Consider the following 20974-nt stretch of genomic DNA (forward strand, 5'->3'; position numbering starts at 1 on the left):
GGATAGGACCGGCTGGGGGCCCGCAGGCAAAAACTAGCATTGGCGGTGTTCAGCGGCTTTCTTTTGCCTACTTTTCTTTGCCGCGGCAAAGAAAAGTAGGTGCTGCCCCGCACAGGGGCGACGCATGAAGTACTAACACCGAATCGCGGATGCCAGCAAAAGCAAAACCAAAACCGCCGGACGCCAGCAAATCTAGACCTTCGTCTACAATCTCAGGTTTGGTCCCACATTTACCCGTCCGTCAGGAAGTCGCAGGTGTCTGAAACTGTCCCCCACATTGGTAAAACGCGCACATCGCGAAAGAACCGTCAGGCGCGCGAAGACGCTGCCGCCGGCCCGTTCGTGGCGCCCGAGCTCGACATCGAGTCGCTCGATATGGAAGCGCGCGGCGTCGGCCGCACCGTCACGGAAGACGGCTCGCCCGGCAAGGTCATCTTCGTCGAGGGCGCGCTGCCCGGCGAACGCGTCACCTATTCGAGCTTCCGCAAGAAGCCGAGCTTCGAACAGGCGCAAGTCGTCAATATCCTCAAAGAGAGCGTGATCCGTACCCGCCCGCAGTGCAAGTTTTTTGGCACCTGCGGCGGTTGCTCGATGCAGCATCTCGATGTGCGCGCACAGGTCGCCGTCAAGGGCCGCGTGCTCGAAGACAACCTGATGCACCTGTCGAAGCTGCGCCCGGAAACCGTATTCCGGCCGATCCACGGCCCGTCGTGGGGCTACCGCTATCGTGCGCGCCTGACGGTGCGCCACGTCGCGAAGAAGGGCGGCGTGCTGGTCGGCTTCCACGAAAAGAAGAGCAGCTACGTCGCCGACATGACGAGTTGCGAAGTGCTGCCACCGCATGTGTCCGATATGCTCGTGCCGCTGCGCCACATGGTGGAAGCGCTTTCGATTCGCGCTCGCATGCCGCAGATCGAACTGGCTGTCGGTTCGTCGGTGACGGCGCTGGTGCTGCGCATTCTCGAACCGCTGAATGCCGCCGACGAACAGCTGCTGCGCGATTTCGCCGATCAGCATAACGTCCAGTTCTGGTTGCAGCCGAAGGGCCCGGATACCGTCTATCCGTTCTATCCGCTCGACCGTCAACTCGACTACACGCTGCCCGAGTACGGTATCCGCATGCCCTTCCGGCCGACCGATTTCACGCAGGTCAATCACCAGATCAATCGCGTGCTGGTTGGCCGTGCGCTGCGTCTGCTCGCGCCCGCGAAGACCGACCGCGTGCTCGATCTGTTTTGCGGCATCGGCAACTTCACGCTGCCGCTCGCGCGCATCTCGCGCGAAGTGGTCGGCATCGAAGGCAGCGAGGTGCTGACCTCGCGTGCGCTCGACAACGCGAAGGAAAACGGCGTCGACGGCCATACGTCGTTCGCGTCGCGCAACCTGTTCGAAGTCACCGCCGACGACATTCGCGCACTCGGCCACTTCGACAAGTACCTGATCGATCCGCCGCGCGAAGGGGCGCTGGCCGTATCGAAGGCGCTGGCGGAAATTGCGCAGAGCGGCGAAGGGCCGTTGCCGAAGCGGATCGTGTATGTGTCGTGCAACCCGGCAACGCTCGCGCGCGACGCAGGCCTGCTGGTGCATGAAGCGGGCTATCGGCTGAAGGGCGCCGGCGTGGTGAACATGTTCCCGCACACGTCGCATGTCGAGTCGATTGCACTGTTCGAGCGGGATTGATCTGCTGCTGCAAAGCGTCCAGACCGCGAGTCTGGACGCCGCAAACAAAAACGCCACGGTTCGAACCGTGGCGTTTTTTATGTGCGGCGCTTAACCGCGTCTAGCCGTTCCTGCAGCTTAGAACTGCCACCACGACTTTTCCTTGCCCGGACGCGCGTGACCCGTGATGTACGGGCTGTCGGGGAAGGTGCCGGCCAGAATGCGCTTCGTGTCTTCGGCCAGTTGCGGCTGATCGAGCTTCTGGTACGACAGCATCATGATGTGCAGCGCGTCTTCAATGGCCGGCGCGTTCTTGTATTCCTTGATCGCGAGCTGCGCGCGGTTGATGGCGGCCACATAGGCGCCGCGGCGGTAATAGTAGTCGGCTGCATGCACTTCATGCGACGCGAGGGCGTTGACGATATAGCGCATGCGCTGCGCTGCGTCCGGCGCGTACTTGCTCTGCGGATACTTGTCGACCACGACCTTGAACGCGTCATACGACTCGCGCAGCGACTTCGGATCGCGCTCGCTCATGTCCTGGCCCGAGAACCGGCCGAACAGGCCCAGATCGTCGTTGAAGTGGATCATGCCCTTCAGGTAGTACGCATAAGGGATGTCCGGATGATCCGGGTGCAGTTGGATGAAGCGGTTGACGGCCTGGTCGGCGGCATCGGTTTCGCTATCCTTCCAGTTGCAGTAAGCGACGTTGATCTGCGCCTGCTGCGCGAAGTGGCCAAACGGATCGCGGCCTTCGAGCGCTTCGAAGTATTTCGCGCACTTGCCGAAGTCCCCGCCGCTCAAGGCGTCCTGCGCCTCCGTATATAATTTATTGTTGGTCCACGTCGCCGTTTCGTCGGTCTTTTCCGGCAGGCCGTGACAGGCCGCTACCAGTGCAACGGCCGCCATGGAAGCGCCATAAAGGGCTGCTTTCCTGGCCAGCTTTTGGGCCACCGTCTTTCGAACAGTTTGAGTAATGATGTTCAAGGCTCGCATTTTCCAGTCTAGCTTTACGTCCAGGTGACCCAGTCTCGATGACCCGTTCCAATACTCCGTGTCCCGCTCCCGGTCAGGGCACGCGGAAGAGCAACAAAGATTATAGCCCAAGCGCCGACCCCGCCGACGTATCTGCAGGGGATCCCGGCACGGGTGCATCCGGTGAAGACCATGGTGGCGAGGCGTCTGCCCGCACCCCCGCATCGGCCGCTACGCAAGGCGCCACGCGGCGTGCAGACGAAGCGCCGCGTGTCGTGATCGTGCCGCCGGAACTCGCGGGCGACCGCCTCGACAAGGTGCTGGCGAAAATCTTTCCGGAGTTTTCACGCAGCCGGCTGCAAAGCTGGATCGAGGCCGAACGCGTGCGCGTCGACGGGCGGCCCGCGAAGATTCGCCAGCCGGTGCCGCTCGGCGCATCGATCGAACTCGTTCCCGATCTGCTGCCCGAGCAGCTTGCATTCACGCCGGAACCCGTGCCGCTCGACATCGTCTATGAAGACGATGCGCTCGTCGTAATCAACAAGCCCGCAGGTGTCGTCGTGCATCCCGCCGCCGGTAACTGGAGCGGCACGGTGCTCAACGGCCTGCTGCATCGTTACGGCGAAGCGGCGGCGGGCCTGCCGCGCGCGGGCATCGTGCATCGGCTGGACAAGGAAACGTCCGGGTTGATGGTCGTCGCGCGCACGCTGGAAGCGCAGACCGATCTCGTGCGCCAGTTGCAGGCACGTACCGTGAAACGCCGTTATCTCGCGCTGGTGTGGGGCAACATGCCGGAAGAAGGCACGATCGACGCGCCTATCGGCCGCGATCCGCGCGATCGCACACGCATGGCCGTGGTGACGGGCGCGTCGGGTAAGCACGCGCGCACGCATTTCCGGCGTATCGAATCGGCGGTGTGGGAGCGACAGCCCGTCACGGCGATCCATTGTGATCTGGAGACAGGGCGGACTCACCAGATTCGTGTGCATTGCGCACATATCGGTCATCCGTTGCTCGGCGATCCCGTCTACGGGCGCGCGCGCGGCAAGCGCTCGGTGACGCCGCTGCCGGGCGGCTTCGCGCGTCAGGCGTTGCATGCATGGCGGCTGGCGCTGGTTCACCCGCAAACGGGCCGCACGATGCAGTGGCGCGCGGATGTGCCGGATGACATCGCGGAACTGTCCGAGGCATTAGGGCTTGGCCGCGAGCATGACGATTACGAAGCCGGATACGACGAAGATTTCGACGACTACGATGACCTGGAAGCAGACGACGCTTCCGTCGAAGCCGGCTACGAAGATGATGACGATATCGATGAAGACGCATCCGATGACGAGGACAATCGCGCATGACGCTGCCTGAGGGGAACACTGGGTTGACAGCCAACGATGTGCTGCGCCCCGAATGGCCGGTGTCGCCACGCGTGCGCGCCCTGGTCACGACGCGCAACGGCGGCGTCAGCCTTCCGCCGTTCGGCACGTGGCGCGCTGGCGTCGAGGGGCCGGGCGGGCGGAATCTCGGCTGGAAGTCGGGCGACGATCCCGCGCATGTCGAAACGAACCGCGCGCGTCTGATGAAGCTGACGGCGCGTGACGAAGCGGCATGGCTCTCGCAGGTTCATGGCGCGACGGTCGTGAATGCCGATGCCGTGCTGGCCGCCGCAAAGCACAACGAGCCGCTGCTGCAGGCCGACGCCAGCGTGACCGACCGGACGGGCACGGTATGCGTGGTGATGATCGCCGATTGCATGCCGGTGCTGCTGTGCGATCCGCAAGGCCGCGCAGTAGGTGCCGCGCATGCGGGCTGGCGAGGTCTTGCGTCGGGCGTGGTCGAGAACACGGCGCAGCGTGTCGCCGCGCTCGCCGGCACTGACATGTCAGTGCTGCATGCCTATCTCGGTCCATGTATCGGCCCGCAGACCTTCGAGGTCGGACCAGACGTGCGTGACGCCTTCATGAAAGGTGTCGGCGGCGCACAACGCGATGCCGTGGCCAATGCCTTCGTCGAGCACCCACTGAACGCAGGCAAGTACCTCGCCAATCTGCCGCGACTCGCGCGTCTGCGTCTGGCTGAAATCGGCGTGACGAATGTTGTCGGCGGCGATCATTGCACCTTCACCGAACAGGAGCGTTTCTATTCCTATCGGCGAGACCGTGAGACCGGGCGCATGGCCGCGCTTATCTGGCTCACAGACGACTGACGCACGCCGTCCGGCGAGCCGTAAGTGCCGCTGCGCAAAGGTATTTTTGCTGCAGACAAGATCACTCTGATCGAACACCGAAGACATCTTATGTTGCACTGCGTGAACATAAGAAGACCTACGCGGTTGCGCAGTGCATAAGCGTTCCGCGCCTTGCCGTATTGCCCAGACAAGCCCGTGATAGCGGGCTTGTTTTGCATTGCACAGTACGATCGTTCTCCCGTTGATGAATGCGTTTGATATACATCGGGAAAACGATGATGAAAAAATTATCGCACTGCGGCAAAATCGGGAACAAGCATTGACATGCCTTGCGATGGGGCGCAAGAATGTTCTCCACTGGGCAAGGGCGTAACGCGGTCGCGATCCTTTCGTGTCTCCCGCGCAAGTACCTGCCTCTCAACCCGTCCGCGAGGACTTTTCGGTTAAAAGCAGGCATGGCGGCATCTCAAACTTCCTCGACTTCTTCTCGCACGGACACCTCATCGGACCGCACGCAGCAGCAAGCGAATGCGGCAGGGGTGCAACAATGGTTCGATGCCTGGATGAACGCATGGCGTTCGCTGGGTGCGCAGGCTGCAGCAAGCGGCAATCCTTTTAGCGTGCCCTCCATGCCCGATTTCGCGAAAGCGGCGACGGCACAGGCGGGCGCGATGCCGTTTTCGACTCCCTTCCTCGAGCAAATGGCCAAACAGTTTGCGCAAGCGCAGACACCACCAAACGGCCAGGCCGATGGCCAGCCGTTCAACGCATTATTCGGGCAGGCCTTCAATCCTCAGCTTGCCCAACAGTTCACGCAGCAACTCGCCGGACTGAAGATGCCAAGCGCATCGATTCCGCCGACGCGTCTGCAGCAGTTGCAGTCAGACTATTCGCGCGAAGCGATGCAGTTGCTGCAACAGGCCACGCAAGCTGCCTCGGGTATCGAACTCAAGGACCGGCGCTTCAGTTCGGAGGCGTGGAAGAACACGCCCGTGTACACGTACACGGCGGCCTGGTATCTGCTGAACGCGCGTTATCTGCAGGAACTGGTCGATTCCATCGAGACCGATCAGAAGACCCGCGAACGTATCCGTTTCGCCGTCCAGCAATGGACGGCGGCAGCATCGCCCAGCAACTTTTTCGCGCTGAATCCCGAAGCGCAAAAGACGCTGCTCGAAAGCAATGGCGAAAGCCTGCGTCAGGGCGTGATGAATCTGCTCAGCGACATGCAGCGCGGCAAGAGCTCGCAGACGGACGAATCGCGGTTCGGCGTCGGCAAGAATCTGGCGATGACGGAAGGCTCCGTCGTGTTCGAAAACCCGCTGATGCAGCTGATCCAGTACAAGCCGCGCACGGCCACCGTGCACGAGCGGCCTCTGCTGATCGTGCCGCCTTGCATCAACAAGTACTACATCCTCGATCTGCAGCCCGAAAATTCGCTGGTCGCGCACGCGCTCGATTCGGGTCATCAGGTGTTCCTGATTTCGTGGCGCAGCGCCGATCAATCGATCGCCGACAAGTCGTGGGACGACTACATCGGCGACGGTGTGCTGGCCGCCATCAATACCACGCGCCAGATCAGCGGCCGCGAGCAGATCAACACGCTCGGCTTCTGTATCGGCGGCACGTTGCTGGCAACGGCGCTGTCCGTGGCTGCTGCGCGCGGCGAGCATCCCGCCGCGTCGATGACGCTGCTCACCGCGATGCTCGACTTCGGCGACACGGGCGTGCTCGACATCTTCGTCGATGAAGCGCATGTGCAGATGCGCGAGCAGACCATCGGCGGCAAGAACGGCACGGCGCCCGGTCTGATGCGCGGTCTGGAGTTCGCCAACACGTTCTCGTTCCTGCGTCCGAACGATCTCGTGTGGAACTACGTGGTCGACAACTATCTGAAGGGCCGCACGCCGATGCCGTTCGATCTGCTGTACTGGAACAGCGATTCGACGAGCCTGCCTGGCCCGATGTACTGCTGGTATCTGCGCAATACATACCTCGAGAACAAGCTGCGTGAGCCGGGCGCGCTGACCACGTGTGGCGAGAAGGTGGACCTGTCGAGCATCGACGTGCCGACGTTCATCTACGGTTCGCGCGAAGATCACATCGTGCCCTGGGAAACGGCGTATGCATCCGTGCCGTTGCTCACAGGCCCGCGCAAGTTCGTACTCGGTGCGTCGGGGCACATTGCCGGCGTGATCAACCCGCCGGCAAAGAAAAAGCGCAGCTACTGGTCCGTTGCAGGCGACGACAATACGTTGCCCGAGAATCCAGACGACTGGCTCGAAGCCGCCACCGAAACGCCCGGCAGCTGGTGGCCCGAATGGACCAGCTGGCTCGACCAGTTCGGCGGCAAGAAGGTGAAGCCCGCTGCGCAAGCTGGCTCGGCTGACTTCCCGGTGATCGAGCCGGCGCCTGGCCGTTACGTGCAGGAACGCGAGTGAGCAGTCAGTGAGCGGTCAATGAGCCGCAACGGATCGTTCGGGTGCCGAAACATGGGCGAGCGGTCGCCGTCGAAGTGAAATGAGCGACCGCCGTCCACCGCATAACGAGTGACGACGGATGGAGTGAGACAGACGCTGTACCGCAGTAACGCTGACTTGACCGGATTATCAACTTGACGGGCTACTGTGGAGCATGTCGCCGCAGCCCCAAAGGAAACGCAAAATGACTGACGTAGTGATCGTATCGGCAGCCCGTACGGCTGTCGGCAAATTCGGTGGGTCGCTGGCCAAGATTGCTGCGCCTGAGCTGGGCGCCACGGTGATCCGTGCCGTGCTGGAGCGCTCGGGCGTGAAGCCCGAGCAGGTAAGCGAAGTCATCATGGGCCAGGTGCTGGCAGCGGGCTCGGGTCAGAACCCGGCGCGTCAGTCGCTGATCAAGGCCGGCCTGCCGATGGCCGTGCCCGGCATGACCATCAACAAGGTGTGCGGCTCGGGCCTGAAGGCCGTGATGCTGGCCGCCAACGCGATCATCGCGGGCGACGCCGACATCGTCATCGCAGGCGGTCAGGAAAACATGAGCGCCGCGCCGCACGTGCTGCCGGGCTCGCGCGACGGCTTCCGCATGGGCGATGCCAAGCTGATCGACACGATGATCGTCGACGGCCTGTGGGACGTGTACAACCAGTACCACATGGGCGTGACGGCTGAGAACGTCGCGAAGGAATACGGCATCACCCGCGAAGATCAGGACAAGTTCGCTGCGCTTTCGCAAAATAAGGCGGAAGCCGCACAGAAGGAAGGCCGCTTCAATGATGAAATCGTGCCGATCCAGATTCCGCAACGCAAGGGCGACCCGCTGTCGTTCGCAACGGATGAATTCGTGCGCCATGGCGTGACGGCTGAATCGCTGGCGGGCCTGAAGCCGGCGTTCTCGAAGGAAGGCACGGTGACGGCAGCGAACGCATCGGGCCTGAACGACGGTGCCGCGGCCGTCGTCGTGATGTCGGCGAAGAAGGCCGAGGCGCTCGGCCTCACGCCGCTCGCGCGCATCAAGGCGTACGCGAACGCGGGCGTCGATCCGAAGGTGATGGGCATGGGCCCGGTGCCGGCATCGCGCCGCTGTCTGGAGCGCGCGGGCTGGAGCGTGAACGATCTCGACCTGATGGAAATCAACGAGGCGTTCGCGGCACAGGCGCTGGCCGTGCACAAGCAGATGGGCTGGGATCAGTCGAAGATCAACGTGAACGGCGGCGCAATCGCCATCGGCCACCCGATCGGCGCATCCGGCTGCCGTATTCTCGTTACGCTGCTGCACGAAATGCAGAAGCGCGACGCGAAGAAGGGCCTCGCGTCGCTGTGTATCGGCGGCGGCATGGGCGTGGCGCTCGCGGTCGAGCGTCCGTAACAGGCCGCAGGCCGTTTCACAAGGAGGCCGCCACGCATGCCGGTGTTCGTCTGAGAGCGACCGGCAGCGTGGCGCGGTTCGAAGCGGTGGCGCGCTGGAACGGTTGAGCGCGCAACGCAGCGGACATTGCAAGGCACGAGGCGGCTGGCGTCTCGGAAAACGATAATGGAGTGTGTTTTATGTCACAACGAATTGCGTACGTAACGGGCGGCATGGGTGGCATCGGCACGAGCATTTGCCAGCGTCTTCTCAAGGATGGCTTCAAGGTGATCGCGGGCTGCGGCCCGAATTCGCCGCGCCGCGTGAAGTGGCTCGAAGACCAGAAAGCGCTGGGCTTCGACTTCGTCGCGTCGGAAGGCAACGTGGGCGACTGGGAGTCGACCAAGGCTGCGTTCGACAAGGTCAAGGCCGAGTGCGGCGAGATCGACGTGCTGGTCAACAATGCGGGCATCACGCGCGACGTCGTGTTCCGCAAGATGACGCACGAAGACTGGACGGCCGTGATCGACACGAACCTGACCAGCCTCTTCAACGTGACGAAGCAGGTGATCGACGGCATGGTCGAGCGTGGCTGGGGCCGCGTGATCAATATTTCGTCGGTGAATGGCCAGAAGGGCCAGTTCGGTCAAACGAACTATTCGACCGCGAAGGCGGGGATCCACGGTTTCACGATGGCGCTCGCGCAGGAAGTGGCCACCAAGGGCGTGACGGTCAATACCGTGTCGCCGGGCTACATCGGCACGGACATGGTGAAGTCGATCCGCGCCGACGTGCTGGAAAAGATTGTCGCGACGATTCCGGTGCGCCGTCTCGGCACGCCGGATGAAATCGGGTCGATCGTTGCATGGCTGGCGTCGGACGAGTCGGGCTTCTCGACGGGAGCTGACTTCTCGCTGAACGGCGGCCTGCATATGGGCTGATCCGTGAACGTCCTGTTTCGTGGTGGCTTGAACGAAGCAGGACGTTGCATGGCTCAGATGTTTCTGACGGCGTCTTGTACGCGCAGCGTCGCGCTGTGCGTGCGACAGGACGCCGTTTCTGCGCTTCATTCGCGCTCAAAGGCGTTACATGACCACTACTACAAAGAAAACAGCCGAACGACTCATTAAGAAATATCCGAACCGTCGACTGTACGATACAGAGACCAGCACTTACATCACGTTGACTGATGTGAAGCAGCTCGTGCTGGATCAGGAGGATTTCAAGGTCATCGATGCCAAGAGCAACGAAGACCTGACGCGCAGCATCCTGCTACAGATCATTCTCGAAGAGGAAAGCGGCGGCCTGCCGATGTTCTCGTCGATCATGCTGTCGCAGATCATCCGTTTTTACGGACACGCGATGCAAGGGATGATGGGCACGTACCTGGAAAAGAACATCCAGGCGTTCATCGACATCCAGAACAAGCTTGCCGATCAGTCGAAGGGCCTGTACGAAGGCAAGTCGATGAATCCGGAAGTCTGGTCGCAGTTCATGAACATGCAGGCCCCGATGATGCAGGGGATGATGACGAGCTACATCGAACAGTCGAAGAACATGTTCGTGCAGATGCAGGAGCAGATGCAGAACCAGGCGAAGACGATGTTCAGCACGTTCCCGTTTACGCAGCCCGCGGCGCAGGGGAATCCGGAGCCGGAGAAGAAGTAGGGCGGTGCGTCGACTGGCGAGATAGATCGCAGCGGCTCGAATACGCCCGGCGTGGTGCCGGGCGGTGAGCTTTCGTGCTGGTGATTTTGTCGCGGGCGCTTCGTGTTGCCGCTGATGCTGATTCTGCAATTCCGATCTTCGCGCCGCTGGCGTGTCGGTTTTCCTGATTGCTCAAAAAAATCCGAGTGATTGCAAACGCGAGCCGTGAATTTTCGGAAATTTAAACGTCGTGGATTAAATGAGATCGTTTAGTTTTCTGATTATTTGCATTGATTTGAATATTCGCAATTAAATCGATTCAATTTTCAGAATACCTGGTGTTGACGTGGGTTATGTCGCCGCTCTAATATGATTTCACGTTCAGGCACCGCTTGAATCGTTCGTCGAAGGGTGATCCATTTTTGACGAAAGATACGATCAAAGACAGCCAAACAGCCGCTTTAGCGGCTGTTTTCATTTTTTGCGGAGCGAAAGCGTGTGTCGTGGAATTCCAATCTCAGTGAAGCAAAGTGCGAAATTTATCCATTGAATCGACGCATTCGATTTACTGGTTATTTTTCACCACCATCTGAAAATTCAATCCGTGAACCGGTTTTCAGGAAATATTTCTGTTTTCCGGTATGTCTACCTCAGCCGTCCATGTTTGGGGCATCAAGGCGGTTTACAGGATGTACCAAAGTTGGTACAGTATCTCTGTCGCACGCGACTCCGAAGCAGCGTCCAATACCCGTCGTCCTGTCCGTATGTTTTTTCCGGACTGACATGGGCAATGAACCCGTGCGGCAATGGCTGCGGGATCTTGAACCCGAAGACAGGAAAGCAATCGGCGAGGACGTGAAGACCGTGCAATTCGGTTGGCCGCTAGGGATGCCGCTAGTGCGGAAGATGGGACGCGATCTGTGGGAAATTCGCACTACGCTGCCGCAGCGCATCGCGCGCGTGCTGTTCACCGTGGTGAACGCGAACATGGTCTTGTTGCACGGCTTCATCAAGAAATCGCAGGCGACGCCACAAACCGATCTGGAAATCGCAAAGGACAGGCTGCGTCAGTTGCATAGCAGTTAAGCGCAAAAGAGGTGTGTGATGGCAAACAGGCACGTGAGCAGGCACATAGGCGGGAATTTCGACGACTTCCTTGCTGAAGAATCGCTGCTCGAAGAAGTCACGGCTACCGCCATGAAGCGCGTTATCGCGTGGCAGATCGAACAGGAAATGAAGGCGCAAAATCTGACCAAGACTCGTATGGCTGCGAAGATGAATACGAGTCGCGCCGCGTTGAACCGTTTATTGGATCAGGAAGACACGAGTCTCACGCTCACAACGCTCGTTAGCGCCGCGAACGCGCTGGGAAAGAAGTTCAGATTTGAACTCGCGTCGTGATGCAGCCGTGCAGGACGGCGACGTATTGTTTGCACGACCGATCAGCGCACGTTAGGGACCCGTTGTCTGCCTCCGCCAAAGTGCACGTCGGCGGCCCCCACCCACGGTATAATCCGAGGTTGCTTGCGCGGGGCCCAACCGTTTCCCACAAGATCCACATGGCCCCATTTCGCGACGGCGCTCGCCACGAGAAAGCCGTCGCCCGGTGCACCCACGTTTGCCGCGATTCTGGCGTTTGGGCTGCACGCCCAAGCCGTCACTCATCGCTCTCGCAGGACCATTCTCTATGTCGCAGACTTCGATCCCCGCCGCGCCGACCGCTTCGATTCCGAAGGTCGGGTTCGTATCCCTCGGATGTCCCAAAGCTTTGGTCGACTCCGAACAGATCATCACCCAATTGCGCGCGGAGGGTTACGAAATCTCCGGCACCTATGACGGCGCGGACCTCGTCGTCGTCAACACCTGTGGTTTCATCGACGAAGCCGTGCAGGAAAGCCTCGACGCCATCGGCGAAGCGCTGAACGAAAACGGCAAGGTGATCGTCACCGGCTGCCTCGGCGCGAAGCAGAGCGCAAGCGGCTCGAACCTGATCGAAGAAGTGCATCCGAAGGTGCTGGCCGTGACGGGCCCGCACGCCGTCGGCGAAGTGATGCAGGCGGTGCATAGCCATCTGCCTAAGCCGCACGATCCGTTCGTCGATCTCGTGCCCGCCGCGGGCGTCAAGCTGACGCCGCGTCACTACGCGTACCTGAAGATTTCCGAAGGCTGCAACCACCGCTGCACGTTCTGCATCATCCCGTCGATGCGCGGCGACCTCGTGTCGCGCCCCGTCGCCGAAGTGATGCTCGAAGCGGAAAACCTGTTCAAGTCGGGTGTGAAGGAACTGCTGGTGATCTCGCAGGACACCAGCGCCTACGGCGTCGATGTCAAGTACCGCACCGGCTTCTGGAACGGCAAGCCGATCAAGACGCGCATGACGGACCTCGTCGGCGCGCTGGGCGAACTGGCCGCGCAATATGGTGCGTGGGTGCGTCTGCATTACGTGTATCCGTACCCGAGCGTCGACGAAGTCATTCCGATGATGGCGGAAGGCCCGTTCAAGGGCCACGTGCTCCCGTATCTGGATGTGCCGTTCCAGCACGCGCACCCGGAAGTGCTCAAGCGCATGAAGCGTCCCGCGAACGCGGAAAAGGTCATGGAGCGCGTGCGTGCCTGGCGCGAGATCTGCCCGGACCTGACCATCCGCAGCACCTTCATCGCCGGCTTCCCGGGCGAGACGGAAGAGCAGTTCGAAACGCTGCTCGACTTCATCCGTGAAGCGGAACTGGACCGCGTCGGCTGCTTCGCGTATTCGCCTGTCGAAGGCGCGAGCGCCAATGAACTCGACGGCGCATTGCCCGACGAAGTGCGCGAGGCACGCCGCGCGCGCTTCATGGAAGTGGCCGAAGAAGTGTCGGCGAAACGCATCGCGCGCAAAGTCGGCAAGACGTTGAAAGTGCTCGTCGACGAAATCAATCCCGATGGCGGTATCGGCCGCACGGCGGCAGATGCACCGGAAATCGACGGCGTGGTCTATATCGCGCCCGCGACCAAGGCGTCGAAGCGCTACAAGGTCGGCGATATCGTGTCGGTGAAGATCACGGGCGCGGACGGCCACGATCTGTGGGGCGAGGTCTAAGCGATGTCGCAGAGCACGCAAACGGGCACGCAAGCGAATACGCCGTCAATCCTCGCGCTTGGCGAGGCGATGATCGAATTCAACCAGTCGGAAAAAGATCAGCCGACGTATCTGCAAGGCTTCGGCGGCGATACATCGAACTTCTGCTTCGCGGCTGCGCGGCAGGGCGCATCGACGGGTTTCGTGTCCGCAGTCGGCCATGACCAGTTCGGGCGTCTGCTGCTCGATCTGTGGCAGCGCGAGCATGTCGATACGTCCTTCGTGCGCGTCGACGAGCAGGCTCCGACAGGCGTGTATGTCGTTTCGCACGGTCCGTCCGGTCATCAGTTCGACTATCTGCGCGCCGGTTCGGCAGCGAGCCGTTACGCACCGCGCGATCTGCCGCTCGATGCCATCGCTGCCGCCAGGGTGATCCATCTGTCGGGCATCAGCCTTGCCATTAGCGTGACTGCCTGCGATGCCGCGTTCGCCGCGATCGCCCATGCGCGTGCCAACAACACGCTGGTCAGCTTCGACACGAATCTGCGCCTCAAGCTGTGGCCGCTCGCGCGGGCGCGCGCCGTGATGCTCGAAGCGATCCGCCAGACGGACATCTGCCTGCCGAGCTGGGACGACGTCACGGAACTGACCGGCCTCACCGAGCGCGACGACATCGTCGATTTCCTGCTCGCCCAAGGCCCGCGCGTCGTCGCTTTGAAGCTGGGCAAGGAAGGCTCGTATATCGCGACGCCCGACGAACGCCGCGTGGTGCCTGGCCACGTCGTGAAGGCTGTCGATGCCACTGGCGCGGGCGACTGTTTCGGCGGCGCGTTCATCGCGCGCATCGTGGCGGGCGACGATCCGTTCCAGGCGGCGCGTTACGCCAATGTCGCGGCTGCGCTCTCGACGCAAGGCTACGGCGCCGTCGCGCCAATCCCCGAACGCGCGGCGGTAGAGAAGCTCCTCGGCGCCTGACCGCTCGCTCACGCTGCACAATAGCGTCAGCAGTGCCGGATTCGACGCATGAATCCGGCAACTCCGGTATGTTCAGCAGTGCATGGTCACGCAATTGGTGACATTCATCTGAGACAAGTGAGAGGAGACAGGCGATGCAACGTGAAGTGGTGGTAGTGAGCGGCGTACGCACGGCAATCGGCGAGTTCGGGGGCAGCCTGAAAGATTTCGCGCCGACCGATCTCGGCGCGCGCGTGGTGCGCGAGGTGCTGTCGCGTGCGACCGTCGCGGGCGATGAAGTCGGCCACGTGGTATTCGGCAGCGTGATCCACACCGAGCCGAAAGACATGTATCTCGCGCGCGTCGCGGCGCTCAACGGCGGCGTCACGCAGCATGCGCCCGCGCTTACCGTGAACCGGCTGTGCGGCTCAGGCTTGCAGGCCATCGTGTCGGCGGCGCAGTCGGTGCTGCTCGGCGACGCGGACATCGCTATCGGCGGCGGCGCGGAAAGCATGAGCCGCGCGCCGTACATCATGCCTTCTGCGCGTTTCGGCCAGCGCATGGGCAACGCGAGCATCGTCGACATGATGCTGGGTGCGCTGCACGATCCATTTCAGGCCATCCACATGGGCGTGACGGCTGAAAACGTCGCGAAGAAATTCGACATTTCGCGCGACGCGCAGGATGCGCTGGCACTCGAATCGCATCGCCGCGCCGCGAAGGCCATCGAAAGCGGCTTCTTCAAGGAACAGATTCTCCCCATCACGATTGCGTCGAAGAAGGGCGACACGGTCTTCGATACGGACGAGCACGTCCGCATGAACGCCACGCCCGACGACTTCGCAAAACTCAAACCTGTTTTCGCGAAGGAAAACGGCTCGGTGACGGCGGGCAATGCGTCGGGCATCAACGACGCAGCGGCGGCCGTCATGCTGATGGAGCGCAGCGTTGCCGAAAAGCGCGGCGCGAAGCCGCTGGGCCGGCTGGTCGCGTATGCGCACGCGGGCGTCGATCCGAATTACATGGGCATCGGTCCGGTCCCGGCGACGCAGAAAGCGCTGGAGCGCGCCGGTCTCACGGTGAACGATCTCGACGTGATCGAAGCCAACGAGGCGTTCGCCGCGCAGGCCTGCGCCGTCAGCAAGGAACTTGGCCTCGATCCCGCCAAGGTGAACCCGAACGGTTCGGGCATTTCGCTCGGCCACCCGATCGGCGCGACGGGCGCGCTGATCACCGTGAAGGCGCTGTACGAACTGCAGCGCATCGGCGGGCGGTATGCGTTGGTGACGATGTGTATCGGCGGCGGGCAGGGCATTGCGGCGATTTTCGAGCGGATCTGATCGGCTCGCGGGACGCGGCGCGGCGCAATGGCCGCCGCGCCGCGTCCCGTCTCTGAACGAACTTGCGGTATAACCGGTCGAAGCGGATTCACGATGTAACGGACGTGCTCCACACGTCATCAAGCCGGTTGAAAGGAAATACACGGATGCAGGAAACAAAGACGAAACACAGGGCGTCGTGGCACGCGATTATCGCGGCAGCGACACTGGCCGTCATGACGGCGTTGCCCGTCGCGACGCACGCGGAAAGCGACGCCGTGAAGGAACTCGCGGCACCGCCGCCGATCCAGTTGCCGCTCAAGCCCAGCCCCGAATTCGCGAAGTTTCCGCAATACGCAGGCACGCTCGGCAAGCGCCAGATCGTGCTGCGCCTGGGCGCGAAAACGGACGACCCGTCCGGCGTGCACGGCGAATATCAGTTCGCCGATACGGGCGAAGTGATCCTGATCGCGGGCGACCGCGACGGCGACACGCTCGAAGTCGAAGAGTCGAACGACGGCCCGCATATCACGGGCAACTGGGTCGGCAAGTTCGCGGCGGATGGTTCGCTCGAAGGCGAACGGATGAACGTCGACGATTCCGATCCGCTCGAATTTTCCTTGAAGCCGCTCGCGGCGGGACAGAAGGCGCCATCGGCTGCCCCCGCGTCGGCTCAGGTGCAAAACCCGGTGCAAAACCCGGCGCAGAAACCTGCGCAACCTTCGGTGCAGCCGCCCGCGCAATCCGGTACAGGCGGTCAGTCTGTCAACGGCGTGAGCAATCTGAAGATCGGCGAGTGAGCCTGTCGAGGTCGCCGCGCGCATCACTGACGAATCCAACTTTCTCTGATCATGACTCAAAAGACTCCGAAGCACGGCTTGCAGACCCGCATCGTTCAGCCGACCGATCAAATGACGCCCGGCTGGGAATCGTTCTCGGTGCCCGTCGCGCGTGCATCGACGGTGGTGTTTCCGGACCTCGCCGCGATGCGTGCGCTCGACTGGCGCAACGACGCGCAATGGCGTTACGGCCTGCACGCAACGCCGACCTCGATCGCACTCGCGCAGCGCCTTGCCGCGCTCGAAGGCGGCAATCATGCGCTGCTGCAGCCGTCGGGTCTGTCGTCGATTTCGAATGTGTACTTCGGTCTCGTCAAATCAGGCGACGACGTATTGATTCCCGACAACGTCTACTCACCGAACCGCGACCACGCCGAGTGGCTTGCGAAGGACTTCGGCATTACCGCGCGCTACTACGATCCGATGATCGGCGCGGGCATCGCCGACCTGATCCAGCCGAACACCAAGCTGATCTGGCTGGAAGCGCCCGGCTCGGTGACGATGGAAGTGTCGGACATTCCGGCGATAACGGCAGTTGCCCGCGCGCGCGGCGTGGTCACGGCCATCGACAACACGTGGTCGGCGGGTCTGGCGTTCCGGCCGTTCGATCACGGCGTCGACATCTCGATGCAGGCGCTCACGAAGTATCAGTCGGGCGGCAGCGACGTGCTGATGGGCGCGACCATCACCGTCGATCGCGAACTGCATCTCAAGCTGAAGATGGCGCGCATGCGCATGGGCATTGGCGTGTCGTCGGATGATTGCTCGCTGATTCTGCGCAGTTTGCCGTCGATGAAAGTGCGCTTCGAGCAGCATACGAAGAGCGCGCTCGAGCTTGCGAAGTGGCTGAAGACGCGTCCGGAAATTGCTGCCGTGCTGCATCCCGCATTGCCGGATTGCCCGGGCCACGAATTCTACGAGCGTGATTTCACGGGCGCCGGCGGGCTGTTCTCGGTCGTGTTCGACGCGCGCTACACGCCGGAGCAGATCGATACCTTCTGCGAGTCGCTGGAGCTGTTTTCGCTGGGTTGGAGCTGGGGCGGGGCGCAGAGTCTCGCGATGCCGTACAACGTCGCGTCGATGCGCACGGAGTCGCAGTGGCCGTATCGTGGGACGCTGGTGCGGTTCTACGTGGGACTGGAGGAAGAGTCGGATCTGCGGGCGGACATCGAGCGCTGCCTTGGCGCGCTGAGCTGACGCTCAGGTTGTCTGCCGGCATCCGCGGATGCAGGCAGACAACACCAACCGGCATTCCGGCGCGAAGCCAGCGCCAAAAAAATCAGAACAGCTTCAGCAGACCGTCAAGCCCGACGAAATTAAACGCGACACTCGCAGCTTCCCGCACCACAGGCTTCGCGCGGAATGCGACAGACAGGCCGGCTGCCGCCATCATCTTCAGATCGTTCGAACCATCGCCCATCGCAATCGCGCGCGTCGATTCGATACCGAGCTTGTCGCACACTTCGCGCAGCGTGCGCGCCTTCACGTCGGCGTTGACGATCTCGCCAACCACGCGCCCCGTCAGCTTGCCATCGACGATTTCCAGCGTGTTGGCGCGCGTGAAATCGAGCCCCAGACGCGCCTGCAGCTTCTCGGTGAAGAACGTGAACCCGCCCGATACCAGCAGCGTCTTCAGACCCGCAGCCCGCGCGCCAGCCAGCATGGTCTCCGCACCCGGCGACAGGCGCAGCCGCTCCTCATAAACCTTTTCGAGCGCGCTCGCATCGAGTCCCTTGAGCAGCGCGACACGCCGCGTCAGGCTCTCGTTGAAATCCTTGATCTCGCCGCGCATCGACGCTTCCGTAATGGCGGCCACTTCGGCCTTCAGCCCGCAGAAATCGGCAATCTCGTCGATGCATTCGATGGTGATCAGCGTCGAATCCATGTCCATCGCGACGAGGCCGAAATCGGTCAGGCGCCGGCCCGCTTCGACAAACGCGTAGTCGAGCATGTGCGTGCCGCAATAGACATCGAGATCGGCGCGCTGCGCGGGATCGGCATGGTCGATGCGCACTGCGCATGGATCGAGCACGGCAAGCTTCGAGCCGCGCGACAGCGCGACGAGCGGTTTGTGATGTTCGACGGCAAGCGGCGTGAGGCTTTGGATGACGAGATTCATGTCGACGCGGGAAGTGAGAGGCCAGCCGGCATGGGAAACCGCCTATTGTAACGGTTCCTCGCGAGCATCCCGGCCGGGCCGCAGAGCAGGGCGGGAAGCACGATTCATGATCTATCTCAAATAGTTCGTACTACCAAAGTGATTGCGATGCCACCAGGGATTATCCATGTGGATAGATTGATTCGGATCGCTAATAGTTCATCGGGTTGTTTGACAACAAAGTGCGAGAACGCCTGGCTTGTCAGATGACAAGCGTGTACGAATCGCCCGTCAGATGGGTCGCGCGATTCGAGCACGCGAATGAGACATCAACCAGGGAATCAAGGGGCGATTGATAAAAATGCAGACGAACATGGACGATTCTTTAAGGCCAACGCCATCTGTCCGCGAGCACACACGCAAGCTCGCCGTGCTGGCCACCGCGCTGATGCTTGGCGCATGCGGCGGCTCGAATGGGACGCAAGGGGACACGTCGAATGCCGTGCAGCACAACGGCGACAATGGCGCGGCGTCGGCGCCTGCTGCGGCATCGTCGGCGTCGGCTGACACGGCGTCGGACGCCGCCGTATCACCGGCACCGACACCGGCACCGGAACCGGATCAGCCCGCGTCTGCGGCCACGCCCGCGAGCGGTGCGTCGGACGTGGTCGCGGCAGGCTTCCAGGTCGGCACGACGACCTTCGACAGCAGTCTGCCGCCTGAGCCAACCTTGCCTGCGGACTCGCGGGTCTGCGTGACGCTGAGCGCCTCGCTCACGGCTCAACCCAACGGCCTGCTGCCCGACAGCGCCGACGCCGCCGACACCGCGCCCGACACGGTGCGCATCCAGAACGCGCTCACGTCCTGTACGAATGCCGCAAGCACCGGTCTCGCTACCAACAAGGCCGTGCATCTCGTGGCGGGCGCGGGTGGCGCCAATGCGTTCCTGTCGGGCGCACTGACGTTGCCGAGCGGTGTCACGCTGTGGATCGACCGGGGCGTGACGCTGTACGCGTCGCGCGATCCGCGCCAGTTCGACAAGACCAAAGGCGCGGCGAGCTGCGGCATGATCACCGCCAGCGACAACGGCTGCAGCGCACTGATCACGACCAACAAAACGGCCAACAGCGCGGTAGTCGGTGACGGCACCATCGACGGACGCGGCGGCAGCCAGCTGGTCAGCAGCGTGCCCAATGATCCGAACCTGCTCAAACGCCCTGACGGCACGGCGATGAGCTGGTGGGACATAGGCTGGAAAGCGAACGTCGTGCTGAACCAGTCGCAGAACAATCCGCGCCTGATCCAGATCAACAACGGCCGCAACTTCACGCTCTACCGCGTGACGTTGCAGAACGCGCCGAAGTTTCATGTCGTGCCGAGCGGCGTCGACGGTTTCACCGCGTGGGGCGTGAAGATCTATACGCCGACGGCTGCCTACGAGGCGATGACCAACTACCTGGGCGCACCCTACAGCACGCTCAACGCGAAAAATACCGACGGCATCGATCCAGCCAGTTCCGGCGTGATTACGAGCAACCCTGGCAACCCCGGCAAGCTGTCGGGCGACGCGAGCAACATGCTGATCGCCTACACATCGATCCGCACGGGCGACGACAACATGGCGATCAAGGGCGGCACGGCCGCCGTGAATGGCCGCACGTACAACATCACGGTCGCGCACAGCCACTTCTACGAAGGACACGGCATGTCCATCGGCAGCGAAACGGCGGGCACGGACAACGGCACGGCCAATGTCGACGTGACGCCCGTCGGCGGTGTGTACCCGAGTGTGAGCAACATCAACGTGTACGACCTGACCATCGACGGCGCGGACAACGGCTTGCGCATCAAGTCCGACTGGAGCCGCGGCGGATTGATCTCGAATATCCGCTACGCGAACGTATGCATTCGCACGGCCGCACAGACGTCTTCGCTCACGCCACAGGCGCTGATCTTTTCGCCGTACTACAGCCCGACGAAAAGCAATGGCCTGTATCCGAACCTGCAGGGCATTTCTCTCGACGGTGTGCGCATCGTCAATGCGTCGAACTACACGTTCCAGGGTTTCAATTCCGCGAGTCCGATCCTGCTCGGCGCGGGCTGGTCGGCGGGCGCCACAGGTTTTCCCGACCCGGCTGTGGTGAATCCGCTGCTGATCTCGTTGAACAATGTCGTCGCGGATGTGGCGCCGCTGTCGCCGATGCAGGTGTCGGACGCGCAGTTTTCGGTTGGTTCGGGCGGCACGTCGTTGCCGTTACAACCATCGAATGGGGTATCGGTCACGCTTGCTGCGGCAGCGAGCGTCGCGCCCGTCGATTGCAGCCAGGCATTCGTGCCGTTCCCGTCGAACTAGTCCCATCCGATGGATCCCGGCGTGCGCAACGCGCGCCGGCATGGTTCATACTGGCGGCTTCGAAT

Annotated in this window: 17 protein-coding genes; 15 read left to right on the top strand and 2 right to left on the bottom strand. The window is 62.1% G+C overall.

Going from position 1 to position 20974, the window contains the following annotated elements:
- The first annotated feature begins 255 nt into the window (after positions 1-255).
- Complete coding sequence (gene rlmD / locus DK391_RS35935) at positions 256-1680, top strand: 23S rRNA (uracil(1939)-C(5))-methyltransferase RlmD (protein WP_109482759.1); 1425 nt, start codon at positions 256-258, stop codon at positions 1678-1680.
- A gap of 117 nt (positions 1681-1797) precedes the next feature.
- Here the strand turns inward: rlmD and DK391_RS35940 are convergent, their stop codons facing one another.
- On the bottom strand, positions 1798-2655 hold the full coding sequence (locus DK391_RS35940) for an outer membrane protein assembly factor BamD (protein WP_109482760.1): 858 nt from the start codon (positions 2653-2655) through the stop codon (positions 1798-1800).
- Positions 2656-2693: 38 nt separating this feature from the next.
- Between DK391_RS35940 and DK391_RS35945 the strand changes: the two genes are divergently transcribed.
- The 13 genes from DK391_RS35945 (at position 2694) to DK391_RS36005 (ending at position 17655) form a co-directional block, all read left to right on the top strand.
- On the top strand, positions 2694-3986 hold the full coding sequence (locus tag DK391_RS35945) for an RluA family pseudouridine synthase (RefSeq protein ID WP_109482761.1): 1293 nt from the start codon (positions 2694-2696) through the stop codon (positions 3984-3986).
- Positions 3983-4834 (top strand): peptidoglycan editing factor PgeF, encoded by an 852-nt coding sequence (pgeF, locus tag DK391_RS35950; protein ID WP_109482762.1) that lies wholly within the window; start codon positions 3983-3985, stop codon positions 4832-4834. The genes DK391_RS35945 and pgeF overlap by 4 nt, the downstream gene beginning before the upstream one ends.
- Positions 4835-5271: 437 nt before the next feature.
- Positions 5272-7257, top strand: a complete 1986-nt coding sequence (gene phaC / locus DK391_RS35955; RefSeq protein WP_239483046.1) for a class I poly(R)-hydroxyalkanoic acid synthase — start codon at positions 5272-5274, stop codon at positions 7255-7257.
- A 223-nt stretch (positions 7258-7480) separates the two neighbouring features.
- Positions 7481-8662 carry an acetyl-CoA C-acetyltransferase gene (locus DK391_RS35960; protein ID WP_109482764.1) on the top strand — a complete coding sequence of 394 codons (1182 nt, stop codon included), beginning with the start codon at positions 7481-7483 and terminating at the stop codon, positions 8660-8662.
- A 179-nt stretch (positions 8663-8841) separates the two neighbouring features.
- Positions 8842-9582, top strand: coding sequence for a 3-ketoacyl-ACP reductase (locus tag DK391_RS35965; protein ID WP_109482765.1), 741 nt, complete (start codon positions 8842-8844; stop codon positions 9580-9582).
- A 148-nt stretch (positions 9583-9730) separates the two neighbouring features.
- Positions 9731-10309, top strand: coding sequence for a polyhydroxyalkanoate synthesis repressor PhaR (gene phaR / locus DK391_RS35970; protein WP_109482766.1), 579 nt, complete (start codon positions 9731-9733; stop codon positions 10307-10309).
- Positions 10310-11071: 762 nt separating this feature from the next.
- Positions 11072-11374: a type II toxin-antitoxin system RelE/ParE family toxin gene (locus tag DK391_RS35975; RefSeq protein ID WP_239483047.1), complete on the top strand. Its 303-nt coding sequence runs from the start codon at positions 11072-11074 to the stop codon at positions 11372-11374.
- 18 nt (positions 11375-11392) lie between these two features.
- Complete coding sequence (locus DK391_RS35980) at positions 11393-11689, top strand: helix-turn-helix transcriptional regulator (protein ID WP_109482768.1); 297 nt, start codon at positions 11393-11395, stop codon at positions 11687-11689.
- A 286-nt stretch (positions 11690-11975) separates the two neighbouring features.
- Positions 11976-13367 (top strand): 30S ribosomal protein S12 methylthiotransferase RimO, encoded by a 1392-nt coding sequence (rimO, locus tag DK391_RS35985; protein ID WP_109482769.1) that lies wholly within the window; start codon positions 11976-11978, stop codon positions 13365-13367.
- A gap of 3 nt (positions 13368-13370) precedes the next feature.
- Positions 13371-14321, top strand: a complete 951-nt coding sequence (locus DK391_RS35990; protein ID WP_109482770.1) for a sugar kinase — start codon at positions 13371-13373, stop codon at positions 14319-14321.
- A 134-nt stretch (positions 14322-14455) separates the two neighbouring features.
- Positions 14456-15640: a beta-ketothiolase BktB gene (gene bktB / locus DK391_RS35995; RefSeq protein ID WP_109482771.1), complete on the top strand. Its 1185-nt coding sequence runs from the start codon at positions 14456-14458 to the stop codon at positions 15638-15640.
- A 146-nt stretch (positions 15641-15786) separates the two neighbouring features.
- Positions 15787-16419: a hypothetical protein gene (locus DK391_RS36000; protein WP_109482772.1), complete on the top strand. Its 633-nt coding sequence runs from the start codon at positions 15787-15789 to the stop codon at positions 16417-16419.
- A gap of 51 nt (positions 16420-16470) precedes the next feature.
- The gene (locus DK391_RS36005; protein ID WP_109482773.1) at positions 16471-17655 is read left to right on the top strand and encodes a cystathionine beta-lyase; all 1185 of its coding nucleotides are present in this window, start codon (positions 16471-16473) and stop codon (positions 17653-17655) included.
- An 82-nt stretch (positions 17656-17737) separates the two neighbouring features.
- Here the strand turns inward: DK391_RS36005 and serB are convergent, their stop codons facing one another.
- On the bottom strand, positions 17738-18577 hold the full coding sequence (serB, locus tag DK391_RS36010) for a phosphoserine phosphatase SerB (protein WP_109482774.1): 840 nt from the start codon (positions 18575-18577) through the stop codon (positions 17738-17740).
- Positions 18578-18929: 352 nt separating this feature from the next.
- Between serB and DK391_RS36015 the strand changes: the two genes are divergently transcribed.
- A complete protein-coding gene (locus DK391_RS36015; protein ID WP_239483048.1) occupies positions 18930-20909 on the top strand; it encodes a glycosyl hydrolase family 28 protein in 1980 nt (659 codons plus the stop codon).
- Positions 20910-20974 lie beyond the last annotated feature (65 nt).

The organism is Paraburkholderia sp. C35 (genome assembly GCF_003121405.1).
In the GTDB taxonomy this organism is placed as follows: domain Bacteria; phylum Pseudomonadota; class Gammaproteobacteria; order Burkholderiales; family Burkholderiaceae; genus Paraburkholderia.